The organism is Blautia massiliensis (ex Durand et al. 2017), from assembly GCF_051861785.1.
Lineage (GTDB): Bacteria > Bacillota > Clostridia > Lachnospirales > Lachnospiraceae > Blautia_A > Blautia_A luti_A.
In genome coordinates this window covers 2,682,801-2,699,767 of sequence record NZ_CP146725.1, presented here as the reverse complement: position 1 = coordinate 2,699,767, position 16,967 = coordinate 2,682,801, and the positions used below count along the sequence as shown (strand labels likewise).

Here is a 16,967-nt window from a genome sequence, read left to right as displayed (position 1 = left end):
GATCAGGCCACCTCCTTTTTCTCTTTTTTGCCTTTGAATTTCTCTACCATACGTGCTCTCCAGTCTCTTGCTGCCGGTGCCCAGTTAAAGAGCATCATGATGATCAGCACGATGGCATAGATCAGCATACGGTAGTTTGCAAATCCGCGGAGAAGCTCAGGCAGTGCATAAAGGATAATGGTTGCGATGATCGATCCTCTGATATTTCCGATCCCGCCAAGTACCACATATACCAGTACCAGGATGGACATATTGTAATCAAATACAGAAACCTTAAGAAGAGAAAGGTTATGTGCATACAGCACACCTGCAACTCCTGCAAGGGCTGCAGAAATGGTAAATGCCAGCAGCTTATATCTGGTGATATTGATTCCTACAGACTCCGCTGCAATACGGTTGTCCCTGGTTGACATAATAGCACGTCCGCTTCTGGAGTTTACAAGGTTCTGTACAATAAACAATGTGAGAAGAAGCAGGATCACGCCGATCAGGAAAAAGTAATTCTTGATATCTTTATAAAGAGTTGCTGTTCCCGAAATACCAAGGGCACCTTTGAGAATCTGCTTTCCGCCGGCTTCCAGATGAAGACCGGCTGCACTTGTTGCAACGTGAAGTCCTTTGTCATCCACGCCAATGTAAAGTACATTGATCAGGTTCTTGATGATCTCACCAAAAGCCAGTGTAACAATAGCCAGGTAGTCACCGCGGAGACGAAGTACCGGAATACCGATGATCACACCGAACAGTGCTGCAACTGCCGCACCTACAAGGAGCGCAAGGATAAAGCGCGGAACCTGCGGGATAGAATCTGCAGCCACCTGAGAAAACAGAGCGCTGGAAAAGGCTCCCACGCACATAAAGCCTGCATGTCCAAGACTCAGCTCACCGGAAAAACCAACTACCAGATTCAGCGAAACGGATGCGATGGTATAAACGCAAAGAGGAACCAGAAGTCCCATAAGCAGTCTGGAAAGATTTCCAGTTGAGGAAAGCGCCTGCACGATCACAAAGAGTACAATGACAATTCCGTAGTTGATCATGTTATTTTTTGTTGTTTTGTTTTTCATATTCTTCATATCGGCCACCTTACACTTTCTCCTGGATGTTCTTGCCGAACAGTCCGGTAGGTTTTACAAGAAGCACGACGATCAGGACAGCAAATACGATCGCATCTGCAACCTGAGAAGAAATATAAGCCTTTCCGAAGATCTCGATGATTCCCAGAAGGATACCGCCTACCATAGCTCCCGGGATAGAACCGATCCCACCGAATACGGCAGCTACGAAAGCCTTGATACCAGGCATGGCTCCTGTGTATGGAGTCAATGTCGGATATGTCTGGCAGAGCAGAAGTCCTGCGATGGCCGCAAGTCCGGAACCGATGGCAAATGTGAGGGAGATCGTTGCATTAACGTTAACTCCCATCAGCTGTGCTGCATCTCTGTCCTCGGAAACTGCCTGCATGGCACGTCCAGGTTTGGTCTTTTTTACAAAGAAGGAAAGTCCCACCATAATGATGATACAGGCAAGAATGGTCACGATAGTGATTCCCTTAATGGTAAGCTCTCCGTCAAACAGTGTGATGGACGGAACCTTGATAACTGCTACGAAGCTCTTGGCGTCTGCACCAAAGATCAGGAGTGCCAGGTTCTGCAGCAGATAACTGACACCGATAGCTGTGATCAGAACGGCCAGGTTTGAGGAAGCTTTTCTAAGCGGACTGTAAGCTACCTTCTCAATGACAACACCAAGCAGTGTACAGATCACCACGGAAAGGATCACTGCAAGGATCGGTGACATGCCGCCTCTTGTGATACAGGTAAGGATGATATAAGCTCCTACCATGATAACATCTCCGTGTGCGAAGTTCAGCATCTTGGCAATACCGTAAACCATGGTATATCCAAGTGCAATGATCGCATAGATACTGCCAAGACTGATGCCGTCTTTCAAATAAGAAATAAAACTCATAACGCACCTCTTTTAATAGTTTATTGATAAGGAAAAAAGGGGGCGGTTCCCACTAAAGGCAACCGTCCCCCTGACCCCTAACGTTCACTGAAATTACTTATTTCATCTCTACATAAGCGCCGTCTTTGATCTCGAAGGCTTTCGGCTCTTTATCACACTCGCCGTCCTCTGTCCATTTTGCTTTTCCGGTAAGTCCATCAAGCTCAATGTTTACCATGGAAGCGCTCATTGCTGCACTGATATCCTCGTTTGACATGTCAGGTGTGATCTTTGCATCATCTGCTGCAAGCTGCATAGCATAGATAACATCGTATGCATCTGCTGCAAACTGGTTCGGTGTCTCACCGTTGTTGGCATCACCGTATGCTTTTACGAAATTCTGGCTCTTCTCATCTGTAGCTGTTGCAGAGAATGGTGTCAGAAGCATAACTCCCTCTGCAAGAGATTTGTCGAAGTTCTCTACGTTGAGGATACCGTCCATACCGTCTACACCGAAGAATTTAATATCAAGTCCTGCCTCAGATGCCTGCTGAAGGATCAGAGCGTTGTCAGAATAGTAGTTCGGAAGGAACAGAAGCTCAGCACCGCTCTTCTTGATCTTTGCAAGCTGTACGGAATAATCTGTGTTGCTGTCTGTTGTATAAGCCTCATCTGCAACTACATCAAGTCCCACATTTCCTGCTTCCTCAACAAAAGCATCATGAACACCTGAGTTGTAGTCAGCTGCGGAATCATAAAGTACAGCTACCTTTGTAGCAAGCTTGTGCTCGGAAATAAACTGAGCAGATTTTGTTCCCTGTGCCGGGTCTGTGAAGCACATACGGAATTCATTGGTTCCTGCTGTGATACAATCAAGTGCTGTAGCTGACGGTGTAAAGAGGAATGTGCTCTCTGCTGCCTCAGCTCCTACTGCGATGCAGGCACCGGAGGTTACTGTACCGCAGAGCATCTGCATTCCCTTGTCAAGAAGGTCATTATATGCGTTCACTGCTTTCTCAGGATCTCCCTGATCATCACCTGCATCAAGGATCTCAACCTTATATCCGTTGAATCCTCCGTTCTCGTTGATCTCATCTGCAGCGATCTTTGCTGCGTTGTATACGTTAGTACCGTACTGTGCGTAATCACCTGTCATCGGTCCGATCACACCGATCTTAAATGTCTCATCCTTTGCCGCAAAAACGGATGCAGGCATCATCATTGTAGCTGCCATTGCTGCTGCGGATACAACACCAAGTACTTTCTTCCAATTTCTCATAATAATCTCTCCTCCTGCGCTTTACCGCGTTACTAATTAATCAATGGTAAAATTATAGCATCACACTTTTTTTATTGCAAGGTTGAATTTATCTATTCGCATTTTTTCGTCTGATTGCACAAGGCGGACACTTGTCCGCGGGACAGTCTGCGCATTTTTTCAGCAAAACGCCGGACTTTCCACAAACAGAAAAAGCCAGGGATAACTCCCTGGACTTCTTCGTCACATCCTTATTCGATTATGCGATTGCTTTCTTAGCGATCTCAGCAAGAGCTGTGAAGCCTGCTGCATCGTTAACAGCCATCTCTGCAAGCATCTTTCTGTTGATGTCGATGTTTGCAACCTTAAGGCCGTGCATCATTTTGCTGTAGGAAAGTCCGTTCATTCTTGCTGCTGCGTTGATACGAGCGATCCAGAGCTGTCTGAACTGACGTTTCTTCTGTTTTCTTCCTGCATAGGAGCTTGTAAGAGCTCTCATTACAGACTGTTTTGCTACTCTATACTGTTTGGAACGGGCTCCTCTGTAGCCTTTTGCCAGTTTTAATGTACGGTTATGTCTTTTCTTTGCGTTTAATCCGCCTTTAATTCTTGCCATTTCTTAATTCTCCTCCTGTTCGTCTTCTCTATCTTATAAATATGGTAATACTTTCTTCATGCTCTTTACATTAGTAGAATCAACAACAGTAGATTTTCTCAGATTTCTCTTTCTCTTCTGAGATTTCTTTGTAAGGATATGGCTCTTGTAGGCTTTATTTCTTACTAATTTTCCTGTACCTGTTTTTTTAAAGCGCTTTGCTGCTGCTCTGCAAGTTTTAATTTTTGGCATTATGAATTCCTCCTTGATTTGGTACTTCTAAATTTTATATAGCATCCCGTTCTGCCCGGCTGTTGCCGTGAAGACTGAGATATCTACCGTTTCTCAGTCAGAAACATGGTCATGCTTCTGCCTTCTACCTTCGGAGCCTTCTCTACAGTCGCTATATCGGACAGAAGATCTGCGAAGTCATCAAGCACATGCTTACTGCTGGACATATGTGCCATCTCTCTTCCGCGGAAACGAAGTGTAACCTTAACTCTGTCGCCCTTGCTAAGGAACTTTCTTGCTGCATTTACCTTCGTCTTCAAATCATTCGTATCAATGTTCGGGGAAAGACGCACTTCTTTGACATCGATGGTTTTCTGCTTTTTTCTGGCCTCTTTTTCTTTTCTTGCAAGCTCGTAACGGTATTTACCGTAATCGATGATCTTGCATACCGGCGGTTTCGCCTGTGGGGCAATCTTTACAAGGTCAAGTCCTGCCTCCTGCGCTTTCGCCATCGCTTCTCTGGCGGACACGATTCCAAGCTGAGCTCCGTCCGGACCAATCAAGCGTACCTCTCTGTCTCTGATCTGTTCGTTAATCATTAAACCGCTAATTGTTGTACACCTCCATGAACATGATAGAATTATTTTTTTCTTTCTCATTAATGTAGCTTAAGCCGCACAAAAAAAGCGCAGACAGATGTCCACACTTCAAATAATTACACCTGCGCACTGATGGTTGATCCGTTCGCAGTACTGTGCAATATTGACCTGAGTCGCTTGTCTTCAGCGCTGAGGTGAGAGTGAACTCTGCTTTCTTTTCTCTACGTACTTTAAGAGGATACCATGTTGTCTGCTATTTGTCAACTGTTTTTTATATTATTATGTATTTATTTTTGAGTATAAATTTTTCTTCTTCCGGACATACTATGCAACATCGGAATCTGTCAAGCCTTACCGCAGTGCTGACGATCAGACAGGAGGCGCATTCCGGCAGGCTGAAGGTTTCCGGTAAAATCATAATTATCAGGAGGACACTTTTATGACAAGTCTTAAATGCTCCGCACACAACTGCTGCTATAACAAAAATTCTCTCTGCTCCAGGGGAGCCATCAATGTCGAAGGTGCAGAAGCCCGTTATGCAGATGATACCGCCTGTGAAAGCTTCCGTGACCAGGAAGAGTGTGCTGTAAAAAATTCCGCAGATTCCTGCTGTGGGTGTGAGACCGTTAACATCGACTGCAAAGCACACAACTGCACCTACAATGAGCACTGCAAATGCACCGCAGCTTCCATCAATGTATCCGGTGACAATGCACATCGCTGCTGTGATACAAAATGTGATACTTTCAGCTGCGAATGCTGATATCCTGAACAGAAATCCTGTTTCCATACAGAGCAGACATTCCTGTTTCTTTTGATCAGAAAGTCAAAAAGATCCGGCAGCATTCCAGATGGAGTCTCTGCCGGATCTTATCATGTTCATTTATTATCTGTTCTTAAGAAAATCCGGGATCTGGATGTCCTTTTTCTGAACAGTGCTTGTAGGAGCCTTTGTTCCAAACTGTGTGGAATTCATAGTCGGCAGGCTGAAGCTTGGCATGTTAAGGTTCATACCGCCTGGCTGTGACTGGCTTGTTTTTTTTGTGTTTCCGAATACAGAATTGGAAGCTCTGTTTCCAAATGGTGTGTTCTGAAGGTTATTGTCTGTAAGACCTGTAGCAATAACTGTAATTCTCGCATAATCTGCAACAGAATCATCATACATAGCACCAAAGATGATGTTTGCATCCTCACCTGTAAGCTCCTGTACATAGCTTGCAGCATCGTTGGCATCCATAAGAGAAATATCTCCGGAAATGTTGATGATCACATGAGTAGCGCCCTTGATGGTTGTCTCAAGAAGCGGAGAAGATACCGCCTGCTGTACAGCCTCCATAGCCTTATCATCACCTCTTGCCTCACCGATACCGATATGAGCGATTCCCTTGTCTGTCATGACTGTCTGCACATCTGCAAAGTCAAGGTTGATCAGAGCCGGCAGATTGATCAGGTCTGTAATACCCTGTACTGCCTGCTGAAGAACCTCATCAGCCTTACGCAGTGCTTCCGGCATGGTTGTCCTTCTGTCAACGATCTCAAGTAATTTGTCATTGGGGATGACAATCAAAGTGTCAACTGCTTTCTTCAGATTTTCGATTCCCGCAAGTGCATTGTTCATACGGGTCTTTGCTTCAAAACGGAAAGGCTTGGTAACAACACCGACAGTCAGGATACCCATCTCTTTTGCCGCACCGGCGATCACAGGAGCAGCTCCGGTTCCGGTTCCGCCTCCCATACCACAGGTAACGAAAACCATGTCCGCTCCCTCGATGATCTTCTTAACTTCCTCAATGCTCTCCTCAGCTGCCTTCTGTCCAACCTCCGGCTGCGCACCGGCGCCGAGACCTTTCGTAATTTTCTCACCAATCTGAAGTACAGTCGGAGCTTTACACAGTGTCAGAGCCTGTTTATCGGTATTAACACCTACAAACTCAACTCCGCCAATGGCCTCTTCCACCATTCTGTTTACCGCATTATTACCTGCGCCGCCTACTCCAATTACAATAATTTTCGCAGAAGACTCAGCCTCATTCGTCATTATCTCTAACAATGTACTTCCTCCTTTATTTCTACCTGATATCCGATTCAGTGTAATAATCTATTCCAAGCTACATATACACATAGTTATATCATATATTTTTTTCGGTAATTAATCAACCATTAATTTTGTTTTTTTATACTTTTTTCACTAAATTTCGGCACTGTTTCTATTAACCGGAACATTTACAAAACAATCTCTGGCAAAATGTCCAAATACTGGTACTATATATTAAGAAAGCTTTTTTATCTTTACTCATAATCGGACTCATCACTGTAATCGCTGTACGAATTTTCATCATAATCCTCAGCTCCTTCTTCCTGATCACTGCTGTAATCAGCCTCTTCCTCGGTGCTGTCCGTACTGCTGTCTGAAGAGTCTTCTTCATTTTCTGTATCTTCGGTATCCGTACTCTGAGCATCTGGATTTTCGGAGTCTGTTCCGTCTCCGGAGCTTTCTGCCGAAGCCTGATAATCCTCCAGAGTGCCTACGTAATTGCCATCACGGTCATATTCACTGACTCCGTCATAGCCTCCGTCTTCCCGGTAACCGCCCTTCCAGTTTCCTTTTTCTGCCATGGTTTCTTCTGTGGGGGCTTCGCCTACATAGGTCATGTTGGCATCGTACTCACCACTGCCTGTGTAATCTCCCTCTTCATCATAGCCACCTACCCAGTTTTCCTGCGCATACTCCAGATCCGTCTGCGGTTTCGGTCCTACATAGTTGCCATTTTCGTCGTATTCGCCTTCTCCGGTGTAATTTCCTTCCTCATCATAGCCTCCGGTCCAGTTTTCTGCGGAAGTCTGGCTCTCATCCTGTTCCTGCTCCAGGGTAATGTTCTTGGAATTATCATTTACATTTTCTGCATGGAGAATTCCTTTTTTTCCGGAAATCATCGGAAGGATAGCCAGAACTCTGGTCATTTTGTCTTCCAGATATTCATCCTTTCCAAGTTTAACTGTGATATCCCCGTAAACAAGACTGATCTGCCCGTCGTCTTTAAATTCAATGTGATCCGGAACCTTATCATTTTTTGCAAAAATAGTAGAAAGAGCAACTGCCGTGTTCATCACCGTTTCATCCTTGATGGGGAGTTTCTCGTTCCGGATCACTTTTTTGACTTTGATCCCGTCAAAAAACGGGATTTTTTCGTTACGTTCCGTGGATCCTTCCACAAAAATACCGTTTCTGTCAAAATAAATATAACTGTCCAGATAAGGGATACAGCCAACGATATCCTTCTCCTTCACACTGACACAGATGGTGTGCCGGTTCAGCCTTGTTACGGTATAGCCTTCTATAAAGGGAACATCCTTTGTGTTCTGCTTAGTATAAAGAAGCGGTGCAAGAACAGAATTGGATGCCAGCGGCCCCCTAAGCACCATCTTCCTGATCTGTTTTTCAGAATAATGGCTGCTGCCCATCACCTGCACTTCATCTACCTGATAATACGTAAAAAAGAAAATAATTCCTGCCAGCAGCAGGACAAGAAGTCCGCCAACTGCTTTCAGTGGCTTTTTTTTTGATGTTTTCATAAAGTTCCTCTGTCCTTTATCAACAGACCGCCCAGTGCGGTCAGATCCTCACAGATATGTTCATAGCCTCTTTCTATGAAACAACAGCCCCGGATCCTGGTAATCCCCTGCGCGGCAAGTGCTGCGATCACAAGTGCCGCACCACCGCGAAGTTCCTCTGCTTCCACAGTACAACCGGTCAGGGGCTGCCCTCCGTATATCACGGCAACTCCATCCCGGATCTGGATCTGTGCTCCCATTTTACAGAGCCCTGAAGCTGTTTTATATCTGTCTTCAAAAATCTTCTCGCGGATCCTGCTCACTCCCGGGATCGTGGCCAGTACCGCCATCGCAGGAGACTGCAGGTCTGTAGGAAATCCCGGATAAACTTCTGTTTCCAGAAGCTCCAGGGGAAAACCTGTATTTTTTCCGTTGACTATTAGTTTACCACCTACCCTGCGGCATTGTCCACCCATTTTCCGATATACGTCCAGGATTCCATCCATTTCCTCCAGAGGCGGATTTTCCAGGATGATCTCTCCTCTGGTTGCCGCCGCTGCCATGAGATAGGTTCCGGCGACAATACGGTCTGGTGGAATGCAGCCATCGCCAGCTTCAAGCTTCTTCACCCCTTCAATACAGATACAGCCATTTTCACGAATCCGGATCTTTGCCCCCATTCCGGTAAGATAATGGCAAAGCCAATAAATTTCCGGTTCACAGGCGCAGCCGTTAAGGACTGTTTTCCCCTCTGCAAGGACCGCTGCCAGAATGCCCTGTTCTGTAGCGCCTACACTTCTTTTTTGAAAAAACATCTCTGCGCCTCGGAGTTTTCCACAGGATGCCCGGATCATCCCGCCGTTTTCCACCACAGCTGCCCCAAGGCGGCGCAAAACCTGGATATGAAGATCCACCGGCCGCTTCCCGATCACACAGCCTCCGGGATATCCTGTCTGTGCCTTTTTGCTCCGCCCCAGCATTGCTCCCATTAAGATCACGGAAGAACGCATTTTTCCGGAATAACACTCCGGTATCATGGTGCCGTCCGCATGGCTGCAGTCCAGATAAAGATCTTGACCTTCCCACCAGGTTTCTGCCCCCAGATATTTCAGGATCTTTTCCATCAAATATACATCACTGATTCTCGGACATCCCCGCAGTACACTGGTCCCGGTGCTTAAGAGTGCTGCTGCCATAACCGGAAGTGCCGCATTTTTTGACCCCTGGATCCGGACGCTTCCATGCAGCGGTCTGCCTCCGGTCACGATGATCTCATCGATCTCATTCAAGTATTCCACTCCTAAAAGGGCCTCTTACTTGTTATTCTATGTGATCCTTCCATGTCTGTGACTGCTGACACTTAAGGCCAGCCCCATTTCCCCCAGAAGAAAAACAACAGAAGTTCCGCCATAGCTTACAAAGGGCAGAGTGATCCCGGTGTTGGGAATCGTGTTCGTTACTACTGCAACATTCAGGACTACCTGGATCGCCATATGTGCCATGATCCCGGCGCACAGCAGCGTTCCCTGCAGATCCCGGCAGTTTAATGCCAGAATACAAAGCCTCCAGATCAGAATACCAAACAGAAAAAGTGTCAGAAAGGCTCCCAGTATCCCCGTTTCCTCACACACAACAGAAAATATCATATCATTCTGGGCTTCCGGGACAAATCCCAGCTTCTGCAGACTGTTCCCGAATCCCTTGCCGAAGATCCCTCCGCTTCCGATTGCATACAGGCCCTGTATGGTCTGAAATCCTTTTTCATATTTTTCCGGATTCCGCCAGATTGCCAGGCGTTCCAGACGATAACTCTCCGCGGCAAGAAAAACCGCAATAAATCCTATCCCCGCACCTCCAAGTGCGAGAAACTGCAGATACCTGGGATTGGCCACAAAGATCAGCAGCACACCGATCCCCAGAATGATCACCGCTGTGCTTAAGTTATTGGAGCCCACCAGACCTGCTACCGGAAGCAAAGTCATCATAGTCCTGCAGATAAACCAGAATCCGGTTGTTTTGCTTTTTGTATTGCTGATCTGCCACACCAGAAACAATATCACTGCCACCTTGGAAAACTCCGACGGCTGAAAGGAAAGCGGCCCCAGGTTCAGCCACCTCTTCGATCCATTGATCTCCTGTCCGAAAAGCAGGACTGCAGCAGACAGAAAAAGCGAAAAAATATAGGCAGCCGGCGCCAGCTTTACAGACAGCCGGTAATCTACCCGTGATGCCAGATACATAACAAGCAGCCCCAGTGCCGTGGCAAAGAGCTGCTTCTTAAAATAATAGGCAGAGTCGTGGAAACGTACTCTGCCATTATATTCACTTGCCGAAAAAAGCGCCCCAAGTCCCAATACCACCAGAATCAGAACCAGTACCCAGAGAACGGTATCTGTCTTTCCGGTCTGTTTCTGTCCTGCCTTCATGCATGGCCTCCACAGTGGTCTTTATTTCAGCTTATGTATGTATTTTTCGGATTATTACAGTGCTTTCACGTATTCCTTGAACATGTCACCGCGCTGCTCATAATTATCAAACTGTCCCCAGCTCGCACATGCCGGTGAAAGCAGAACTGCATCTCCGGGATTGGCTTTTTCCGCACAGACCCGGACAGCTTCCTTCAGATCCTCGCAGAGGATGATATCTGTAAATCCAAGACGTTCTGCTGCTGCTTTGATCTTCTCTTTCGTCTGACCGATGAGAACAAGATAACGGACTTTTCCGTCGAAGGATTCTATCCACTCATCATAGCTGGATTCCTTGTCATAGCCACCGCCGATCAGAAGAGTCGGACGGTTCATTGCCTGAATCCCCTTGATGGCCGCATCCGGATTGGTTCCCTTGGAATCGTTGTAATATGCAACACCGTTTTTCTCTGTCACATACTCGATCCTGTGTGGAACTGCCACAAACTCACAGACACTCTTGCGGATACTCTCCACAGAAACGCCTGCATAATATGCCATGGCGGCTGCTGCCATTACATTCTCGTGATTATGACGTCCCAGGATCTTAAGCTCTTCGGTTTTTACGATCGGTATCTCTTCTTTTTCTGTTTTGAGAATGATCTGGTCTCCGTCCAGATAGATTCCCCGATCCAGTTTGCGAAGACTTGAGAAATATACCACCTTCGGAACGATATTTTCACCGAATTTACGAAGGACCTCATCCTCGTAATTCAGAACACATACATCTTCCGGTCCCTGATTTTTGGTGATCAGCTCTTTTACACGGATGTATTCCTCCATGGTATGATGACGGTTCAGATGGTCCTCTGTGATGTTGAGGATCGCACTTACCTTCGGGCGGAACTGGTCAATAGTCTCCAGCTGAAAGCTGCTGATCTCCGCAACAGTTACGGAATCCTCCCTCATCTCCAATGATTTGGATGTATATGCAGTTCCGATATTTCCTACAACAAATACAGATTCACGGGCATCTCCCATGATCTTTCCGAGAAGTGCTGTTGTTGTTGTCTTACCGTTGGTTCCTGTGATCGCAAGAACCTCTCCCTTGCCTGTACGGTAGGCAAGCTCCACCTCGCTCCATACCGGAAGGCCCTTTTCATAGAAGCTCTTTACCAGCGGCAGGTCTGTGGGAACTCCCGGACTTAGCACTATAAGATCAAGACTGTCCAGCGCTCTCTCCGGAAAATCTCCGGCCCAGATCTCCGGGGTGTATTTTCCGTTTGTTTTATGTAAAACTGCCTCTTTATCAAGATCTGCGTTTCCGTCATAGATCACCGGCTGTGCTCCTGCACTTCCAAGCAGATCAGCTGCTCCAATGCCGCTTTTTCCGGCTCCGAAAACGAGAACTTTTTTTCCTTTTAAATCCATTTTTCTGTTCCTCCTTATAATGCCAGGAGAGCGATCAGGCACATAATAGCAGTTACAACAGAGAACACTGCAACAACTCGTGTCTCGGACCACCCACAAAGCTCAAAATGATGGTGGATAGGCGCCATCTTGAAAATTCTTTTTCCGTGTGTTGCCTTGAAATAGGATACCTGGAGCATAACAGACAATACCTCCACAAGGTAGATCAGTCCGACCAGGATGATAAACAGCGGCATCTGCATGGCATAAGCCACACCAGCCACAAAGCCACCCAATGCCAGAGAACCGGTGTCTCCCATAAATACCTTGGCAGGATATACATTAAACAGAAGGAATCCCATCAGACTGCCCACAACTGCACAGGTGATCGGTTCCACACCACTGTTCATTCCAAGGGAAACCACCGTAAAGAATACTGCCACGATCAGGGTGACACTGGAAGCCAGTCCGTCAAGTCCATCCGTAAAATTGACTCCGTTTACTGTACCGATCACCGCAAAGAACAGTACCGGAACCGCAAACCATCCCAGGTTCAGATAATGTCCGCTCCAGAACGGGATCTTCATAGTCAGGGATACGTTGGAATAATTTACAAGATAAAAAGCAAATACAGCTGTCACAACGATCTGCAGTGCCATTTTCTGCCATGGCAGAAGTCCGTCAGAACGCTTCAGAACTACCTTCAGATAATCATCCAGAAATCCGATCAGTCCAAATCCCAGTGTCAGGAAAAGTACCGGGATGATCATCGGATAATCTCTGATATAAAACAGTGATGTTACAGTTGTTGCAATGAGAAAGATCACCCCACCCATAGTAGGGGTACCGTTCTTTTTCAGGTGGGACTGCACACCCAGCTCTCTCTCTGTCTGTCCCATTTTAAGTCTTCTTAAAAAAGGGATAACAATCGGTCCTAATACAAGGCTGATCGCAAATGAGATCAGCACAGGGATCACAACATGAAACTCCATCCTCACACCTCTAATTCTTTCGTTTTTTTATACTTCTTCAACAGTATAAGGCTTTTATCCTCATTAATCAACCCCATCTGCCCGGTTTTCCCCGGATGGAGTTTCCGTAACTGTCCTCTCGATCCCAAGATAGGGAAGTACATTTTCAAAAATACTGCGTACCACCGGTGCGGCAATGATCCCACCATAATACATACCCTGGGGTGCATAGATGATACAAAGAGCCAGGACCTTCGGAGCCTCTGCCGGGGCAAACCCCAGGAATGAAGAAATATATCTGCCGGAGCCTCTGGGCAGTGTCTGAGAGGTCGCTGTTTTTCCCCCAATGGAAACCCCCTGGATCCCGGCATTTTTTCCGGAGCCTTCTGAAACTACAGTTTCCAGGATCGTACGTACTGTCCGGGAAGTCTCACCGGACACGATCCCGCTTTCCACCGGATATTCCAGTGTCCGCACCTTTGTTCCGTCCGCACTTTCCACGCTGATCCCAAAATGAGGTGTGATCCGGTTTCCGCCATTGATGATCCCACTGACGGTTGTTGCAAGCTGGATCGGTGTAATCTGAAACGACTGGCCAAAGGATACCGTGGCAAGCTCCACCTCTCCCATATTTTTGGGGTTATGCATGATCGTTCCTGCCTCTCCCGGAAGATCTATTCCTGTTTTTTTCAAAAGTCCGAACTGTTTAAAATATTTGTAATAACGGTCTGCTCCAAGCCTCAGCCCCACTTCAATAAATACCGGGTTGCAGGAGTTCTGGGCACCTTCTACAAAGCTCTGCGCACCATGTCCTGTTCTCTTTGCACAGTGGATCCGCCGGTCCTCCACCATCTTATAGCCCGGACAGAAAAAACGATCCTCTGTTGACACCACTCCTTCCTCCAGCCCTGCTGCCATAGTGATGATCTTAAAAGTCGAGCCAGGTTCATAGGTATCATTCAGGCAGGGGTTTCTCCACATCCGGTTCAGAAGATCCTGCTTCTTTTCTCCCTCTGCTGCTGTTTCTTCTGTATTCAGAGTAAACGGATCGTTCAGATCAAATTCAGGTACATTGACACAGGCATAGATTTCTCCGTTCTGAGGGTTCATAAGCAGTATGGAAACTCTCTCCGCCTGTTTTTCTTCCATGACTTTACCGGCTGCCTGCTGCACATATTCCTGGATATTAACATCCAGACTGGTACGCAGAGTATTTCCTGACACCGGTTCCTTCCTCCGTTCTCCGGTTCCATCGATCTCCACACCACGTGCATCTGTAACTGTGAGGATCTTTCCGGGCTCTCCTTTCAGGATCTCATCGTATTTCACTTCAAGACCAATGATCCCCTGATTATCGCCTCCGGTAAATCCCAGTACTTTTGAAGCGAGAGATCCATAAGGATAATATCTCCGATAATCCTCATCTACCTTCACTCCCTCAAGGTCATATTCCCGGATCCTGTCTCCAATGCTTTTTTCCACGTTTGTCTGTATTCTTTCAATAGAAGAAATTTTTTCAACTTTTTTTCGGATTTCCTCTTCTTTTACAGACAATGCTCCGGACAGTACACGGATCACTTTTTCAGGATCTTTGATCTGGCTGTGTATCACCGATACTGTGCAGACTGTCCGGTTATCTGCCAGAATATTTCCCCTGATGTCCAGGATCTTTCCCCTGGCTGCTTTTATGTCACGTTCCCTCTCATGAAGATCCTCCGCCTTTTTTGAATAATATTCTGCCCGAACGTTCATAAGATACCAGAGTCTTCCCACAAGTCCCAGAAGAAGCATTATGCAGATCAGAAACACCATCCATATTTTTTTCCTGTGATAAACCATGGTCCGGATCATAAAAAAATCCCTCTCAGAGGTCGTCACTGTAATATATGACGTTCCTCTGAGAGGGTATTCTTTTTATCTATTCCAGACCGGCCTCCTCGTTGGTAAGACCTTCGCTCTGCATATCGTTATTATCTTCGGTATCACTGTCCTCCGACTCATCTTCCGGCGGACTTGGTACATTCTCATCGGAAATTGCCTCCTTCTGCCCGTCCGCGCCGGTTCCTGTTGCAGAATCGCTGATTCCATTAAAAAGTTCCCACAGCTCTGTAGTCGGAACTTCTCCATCCTCTGCCTCATCCGGCTGTACATTCAGATACGGAAGTGCTTCGGAAAGGATTCCCTGTGCAATGTACTGTGCGTACGTACTGCTTGCCTGATCATCTACCTTAGGCTCATCCACAACTACATAGATCACAAGCGCCGGATCATCTACCGGTGCAAATCCGATAAAGGATACCAGATACTTGCCATTGCCTCGCGGAAGCTTCTCGGCAGTACCGGTTTTACCACCGGAGCTGTAGCCCTGCACCTTGGAGGTACGGCTGGTACCATGGTCTACGCTGGCAGCCATGTAGGAGCGGATATCTGCAGATATCTTCTCGGAAATCGTCTGCTTCATCAGTGTCGGAGAGATCGTTTTTACGATTCCGCCGCTGCTGTCCTTGATCTTCGTCACCAGATAAGGCTGATAGTAGTATCCTCCATTGATCACAGAACACATTGCATTGATCTCCTGTATCATGGTCAGTGTATAGCCCTGTCCGAAAGCAGAGCATGCAAGCTCCGTTTCTCCCATGGTATCGCTGGTATGGATCACACCGCTTCCCTCATTGGGAAGATCGATACCGGTTCTTGTTCCGAAATTGAAAACGCTCTGTGTCTTAAGAAAATTATCTTTTCCCATCTTTGCTGCGATCTGCATCATACCATCGTTGCAGGAATTGGCAATGACATCGGAAAGAGCTTCTGTCCCGTGAGCATCCGGCCATACCGCACATTTGATAAAAGTAGTCGCACCTTCCGCTCCAAAAGACTGTCCGCCGTCACAGACAAAATTATCGCTCTCGGAAATCGCTCCCATTTCAAGTGCGGAGCCCATAACGATAGGCTTTACAACCGATCCAGGCTCGTAGGCATCTGTCACGCAGAAATTACTCCACATTCCGTTCAGCGCTTTCACGGTTTCCTCATCGTTCATGGCAGCGATCTCACTCTGGGAATACACATTTGAAAGATCTCTCGGGTTATTCAGGTCATAACGGTCACCGCCGTCCATTGCCAGGATCTCTCCTGTTTTCGGATCCTCGATGATCACGCCTACATTTTTGGCTCCCATCTTTTCTTCAAAGGTATTTACGTATTTTTCCACGATCTGCTGAAGTCCCAGATCCAGCGAGGTTTCAATGCTTTTGCCATCCGTCGGTTCGATGATCGTCTGTTCTACGTCGGAATTGTTGTTGATGTATCCGTACTGTCTTCCATCCACACCGGTAAGTGTCGCATTGTAATATCCTTCCAGTCCGGCATCCGCCACATCTCTGGAAAGTGTAAATCCAATGGTATCACAGGCAGTCTCATTGAACGGATAAGATCTGAGATAATCTTCCTCAAACCATACACCTGTGATCCTGGAACGTTCTTTCAGCTGCGTGGCAGTCAGTTCACTGTCGTCTCCCGGATCTTCGTATTTTTCGAAAGCTTTTTTGTCGTCCATGGAGATCTGTTTCTTTACGATCTGATACTGACTTTTTTTTGTACTGCTGTCGGTGAGAAGCTTCCGCATCTCATCTTCATCCAATCCCAGGACTTCCACAAGAGCCTTTATGGTAGGCTCCACGAAATCCTGATCCTTATTGACCTCCAGACAGTCAAGGATCACATTATAGACCTTGTTGCTGGTTGCCAGGATATTCCCGTTCCGGTCATAGATATCTCCTCTTTTTGCCGGAAGTGTCTGATTTTCATATTTCTGCTGAGCCTGACTCAGCACCTGCTTTCGATATTTGCTTCCGCTGGTGGCATTGATATAGGTAATTCTTGCCACCAAACCGACTAAAGCCAGCAACACTAAGGAAAATAGTACTGCCAGCTTTTTCTTCATACTGTAATTTATTTTTTTTACCGGCCTGCGCCTTCTTGTACTCAATCGATCAC

At 46.6% G+C, this 16,967-nt stretch carries 15 protein-coding genes; 1 reads left to right on the top strand and 14 read right to left on the bottom strand.

Annotated elements, in window-relative coordinates:
- Positions 1–2: 2 nt before the first annotated feature.
- From V9W66_RS12725 to infC, 6 genes are all read right to left on the bottom strand, one after another.
- Positions 3–1,076 (bottom strand): branched-chain amino acid ABC transporter permease, encoded by a 1,074-nt coding sequence (locus V9W66_RS12725; RefSeq protein WP_186290036.1) that lies wholly within the window; start codon positions 1,074–1,076, stop codon positions 3–5.
- 10 nt (positions 1,077–1,086) lie between these two features.
- Positions 1,087–1,971, bottom strand: coding sequence for a branched-chain amino acid ABC transporter permease (locus V9W66_RS12720; RefSeq protein ID WP_144093750.1), 885 nt, complete (start codon positions 1,969–1,971; stop codon positions 1,087–1,089).
- Between the two features lie 97 nt (positions 1,972–2,068).
- On the bottom strand, positions 2,069–3,229 hold the full coding sequence (locus tag V9W66_RS12715; protein ID WP_144093749.1) for an ABC transporter substrate-binding protein: 1,161 nt from the start codon (positions 3,227–3,229) through the stop codon (positions 2,069–2,071).
- A gap of 238 nt (positions 3,230–3,467) precedes the next feature.
- Entirely contained in the window at positions 3,468–3,824 is a 357-nt protein-coding gene (gene rplT / locus V9W66_RS12710; RefSeq protein WP_015526090.1) for a 50S ribosomal protein L20, read from the bottom strand.
- Positions 3,825–3,857: 33 nt separating this feature from the next.
- On the bottom strand, positions 3,858–4,055 hold the full coding sequence (gene rpmI, locus V9W66_RS12705; protein ID WP_021651646.1) for a 50S ribosomal protein L35: 198 nt from the start codon (positions 4,053–4,055) through the stop codon (positions 3,858–3,860).
- 83 nt (positions 4,056–4,138) lie between these two features.
- Positions 4,139–4,633: a translation initiation factor IF-3 gene (gene infC, locus V9W66_RS12700; protein WP_021977873.1), complete on the bottom strand. Its 495-nt coding sequence runs from the start codon at positions 4,631–4,633 to the stop codon at positions 4,139–4,141.
- A 439-nt stretch (positions 4,634–5,072) separates the two neighbouring features.
- On the opposite strand from infC, the gene V9W66_RS12695 reads away from it, so the two are divergent.
- Positions 5,073–5,396, top strand: coding sequence for a DUF1540 domain-containing protein (locus tag V9W66_RS12695; RefSeq protein ID WP_144093748.1), 324 nt, complete (start codon positions 5,073–5,075; stop codon positions 5,394–5,396).
- A gap of 123 nt (positions 5,397–5,519) precedes the next feature.
- On the opposite strand, the gene ftsZ is transcribed toward V9W66_RS12695, so the two are convergent.
- From ftsZ to V9W66_RS12655, 8 genes are all read right to left on the bottom strand, one after another.
- On the bottom strand, positions 5,520–6,671 hold the full coding sequence (gene ftsZ / locus V9W66_RS12690) for a cell division protein FtsZ (protein ID WP_015526094.1): 1,152 nt from the start codon (positions 6,669–6,671) through the stop codon (positions 5,520–5,522).
- A 251-nt stretch (positions 6,672–6,922) separates the two neighbouring features.
- Entirely contained in the window at positions 6,923–8,206 is a 1,284-nt protein-coding gene (locus tag V9W66_RS12685) for a cell division protein FtsQ/DivIB (protein WP_144093747.1), read from the bottom strand.
- Positions 8,203–9,483 carry a UDP-N-acetylglucosamine 1-carboxyvinyltransferase gene (gene murA / locus V9W66_RS12680; protein ID WP_243121650.1) on the bottom strand — a complete coding sequence of 427 codons (1,281 nt, stop codon included), beginning with the start codon at positions 9,481–9,483 and terminating at the stop codon, positions 8,203–8,205. Before murA ends, V9W66_RS12685 begins: the two co-directional genes overlap by 4 nt.
- Before the next feature lie 27 nt (positions 9,484–9,510).
- Complete coding sequence (locus V9W66_RS12675; protein ID WP_144093746.1) at positions 9,511–10,611, bottom strand: FtsW/RodA/SpoVE family cell cycle protein; 1,101 nt, start codon at positions 10,609–10,611, stop codon at positions 9,511–9,513.
- 54 nt (positions 10,612–10,665) lie between these two features.
- Positions 10,666–12,021 (bottom strand): UDP-N-acetylmuramoyl-L-alanine--D-glutamate ligase, encoded by a 1,356-nt coding sequence (murD, locus tag V9W66_RS12670; protein WP_144093745.1) that lies wholly within the window; start codon positions 12,019–12,021, stop codon positions 10,666–10,668.
- Between the two features lie 14 nt (positions 12,022–12,035).
- Positions 12,036–12,992, bottom strand: coding sequence for a phospho-N-acetylmuramoyl-pentapeptide-transferase (gene mraY / locus V9W66_RS12665; protein WP_015526100.1), 957 nt, complete (start codon positions 12,990–12,992; stop codon positions 12,036–12,038).
- 63 nt (positions 12,993–13,055) lie between these two features.
- Positions 13,056–14,822 carry a peptidoglycan D,D-transpeptidase FtsI family protein gene (locus V9W66_RS12660; protein WP_186290035.1) on the bottom strand — a complete coding sequence of 589 codons (1,767 nt, stop codon included), beginning with the start codon at positions 14,820–14,822 and terminating at the stop codon, positions 13,056–13,058.
- A 67-nt stretch (positions 14,823–14,889) separates the two neighbouring features.
- Positions 14,890–16,959: a peptidoglycan D,D-transpeptidase FtsI family protein gene (locus V9W66_RS12655; protein ID WP_243121649.1), complete on the bottom strand. Its 2,070-nt coding sequence runs from the start codon at positions 16,957–16,959 to the stop codon at positions 14,890–14,892.
- Between the last annotated feature and the right edge of the window lie 8 nt (positions 16,960–16,967).

Bases quoted from the DNA above. Each gene is read 5' to 3' on its own strand.
- V9W66_RS12725 (WP_186290036.1), bottom strand. From the start codon at position 1,076: ATGAAGAATATGAAAAACAAAACAACAAAAAATAACATGATCAACTAC.
- V9W66_RS12720 (WP_144093750.1), bottom strand. From the start codon at position 1,971: ATGAGTTTTATTTCTTATTTGAAAGACGGCATCAGTCTTGGCAGTATC.
- V9W66_RS12715 (WP_144093749.1), bottom strand. From the start codon at position 3,229: ATGAGAAATTGGAAGAAAGTACTTGGTGTTGTATCCGCAGCAGCAATG.
- rplT (WP_015526090.1), bottom strand. From the start codon at position 3,824: ATGGCAAGAATTAAAGGCGGATTAAACGCAAAGAAAAGACATAACCGT.
- rpmI (WP_021651646.1), bottom strand. From the start codon at position 4,055: ATGCCAAAAATTAAAACTTGCAGAGCAGCAGCAAAGCGCTTTAAAAAA.
- infC (WP_021977873.1), bottom strand. From the start codon at position 4,633: ATGATTAACGAACAGATCAGAGACAGAGAGGTACGCTTGATTGGTCCG.
- V9W66_RS12695 (WP_144093748.1), top strand. From the start codon at position 5,073: ATGACAAGTCTTAAATGCTCCGCACACAACTGCTGCTATAACAAAAAT.
- ftsZ (WP_015526094.1), bottom strand. From the start codon at position 6,671: ATGACGAATGAGGCTGAGTCTTCTGCGAAAATTATTGTAATTGGAGTA.
- V9W66_RS12685 (WP_144093747.1), bottom strand. From the start codon at position 8,206: ATGAAAACATCAAAAAAAAAGCCACTGAAAGCAGTTGGCGGACTTCTT.
- V9W66_RS12675 (WP_144093746.1), bottom strand. From the start codon at position 10,611: ATGAAGGCAGGACAGAAACAGACCGGAAAGACAGATACCGTTCTCTGG.
- murD (WP_144093745.1), bottom strand. From the start codon at position 12,021: ATGGATTTAAAAGGAAAAAAAGTTCTCGTTTTCGGAGCCGGAAAAAGC.
- mraY (WP_015526100.1), bottom strand. From the start codon at position 12,992: ATGGAGTTTCATGTTGTGATCCCTGTGCTGATCTCATTTGCGATCAGC.
- V9W66_RS12660 (WP_186290035.1), bottom strand. From the start codon at position 14,822: ATGATCCGGACCATGGTTTATCACAGGAAAAAAATATGGATGGTGTTT.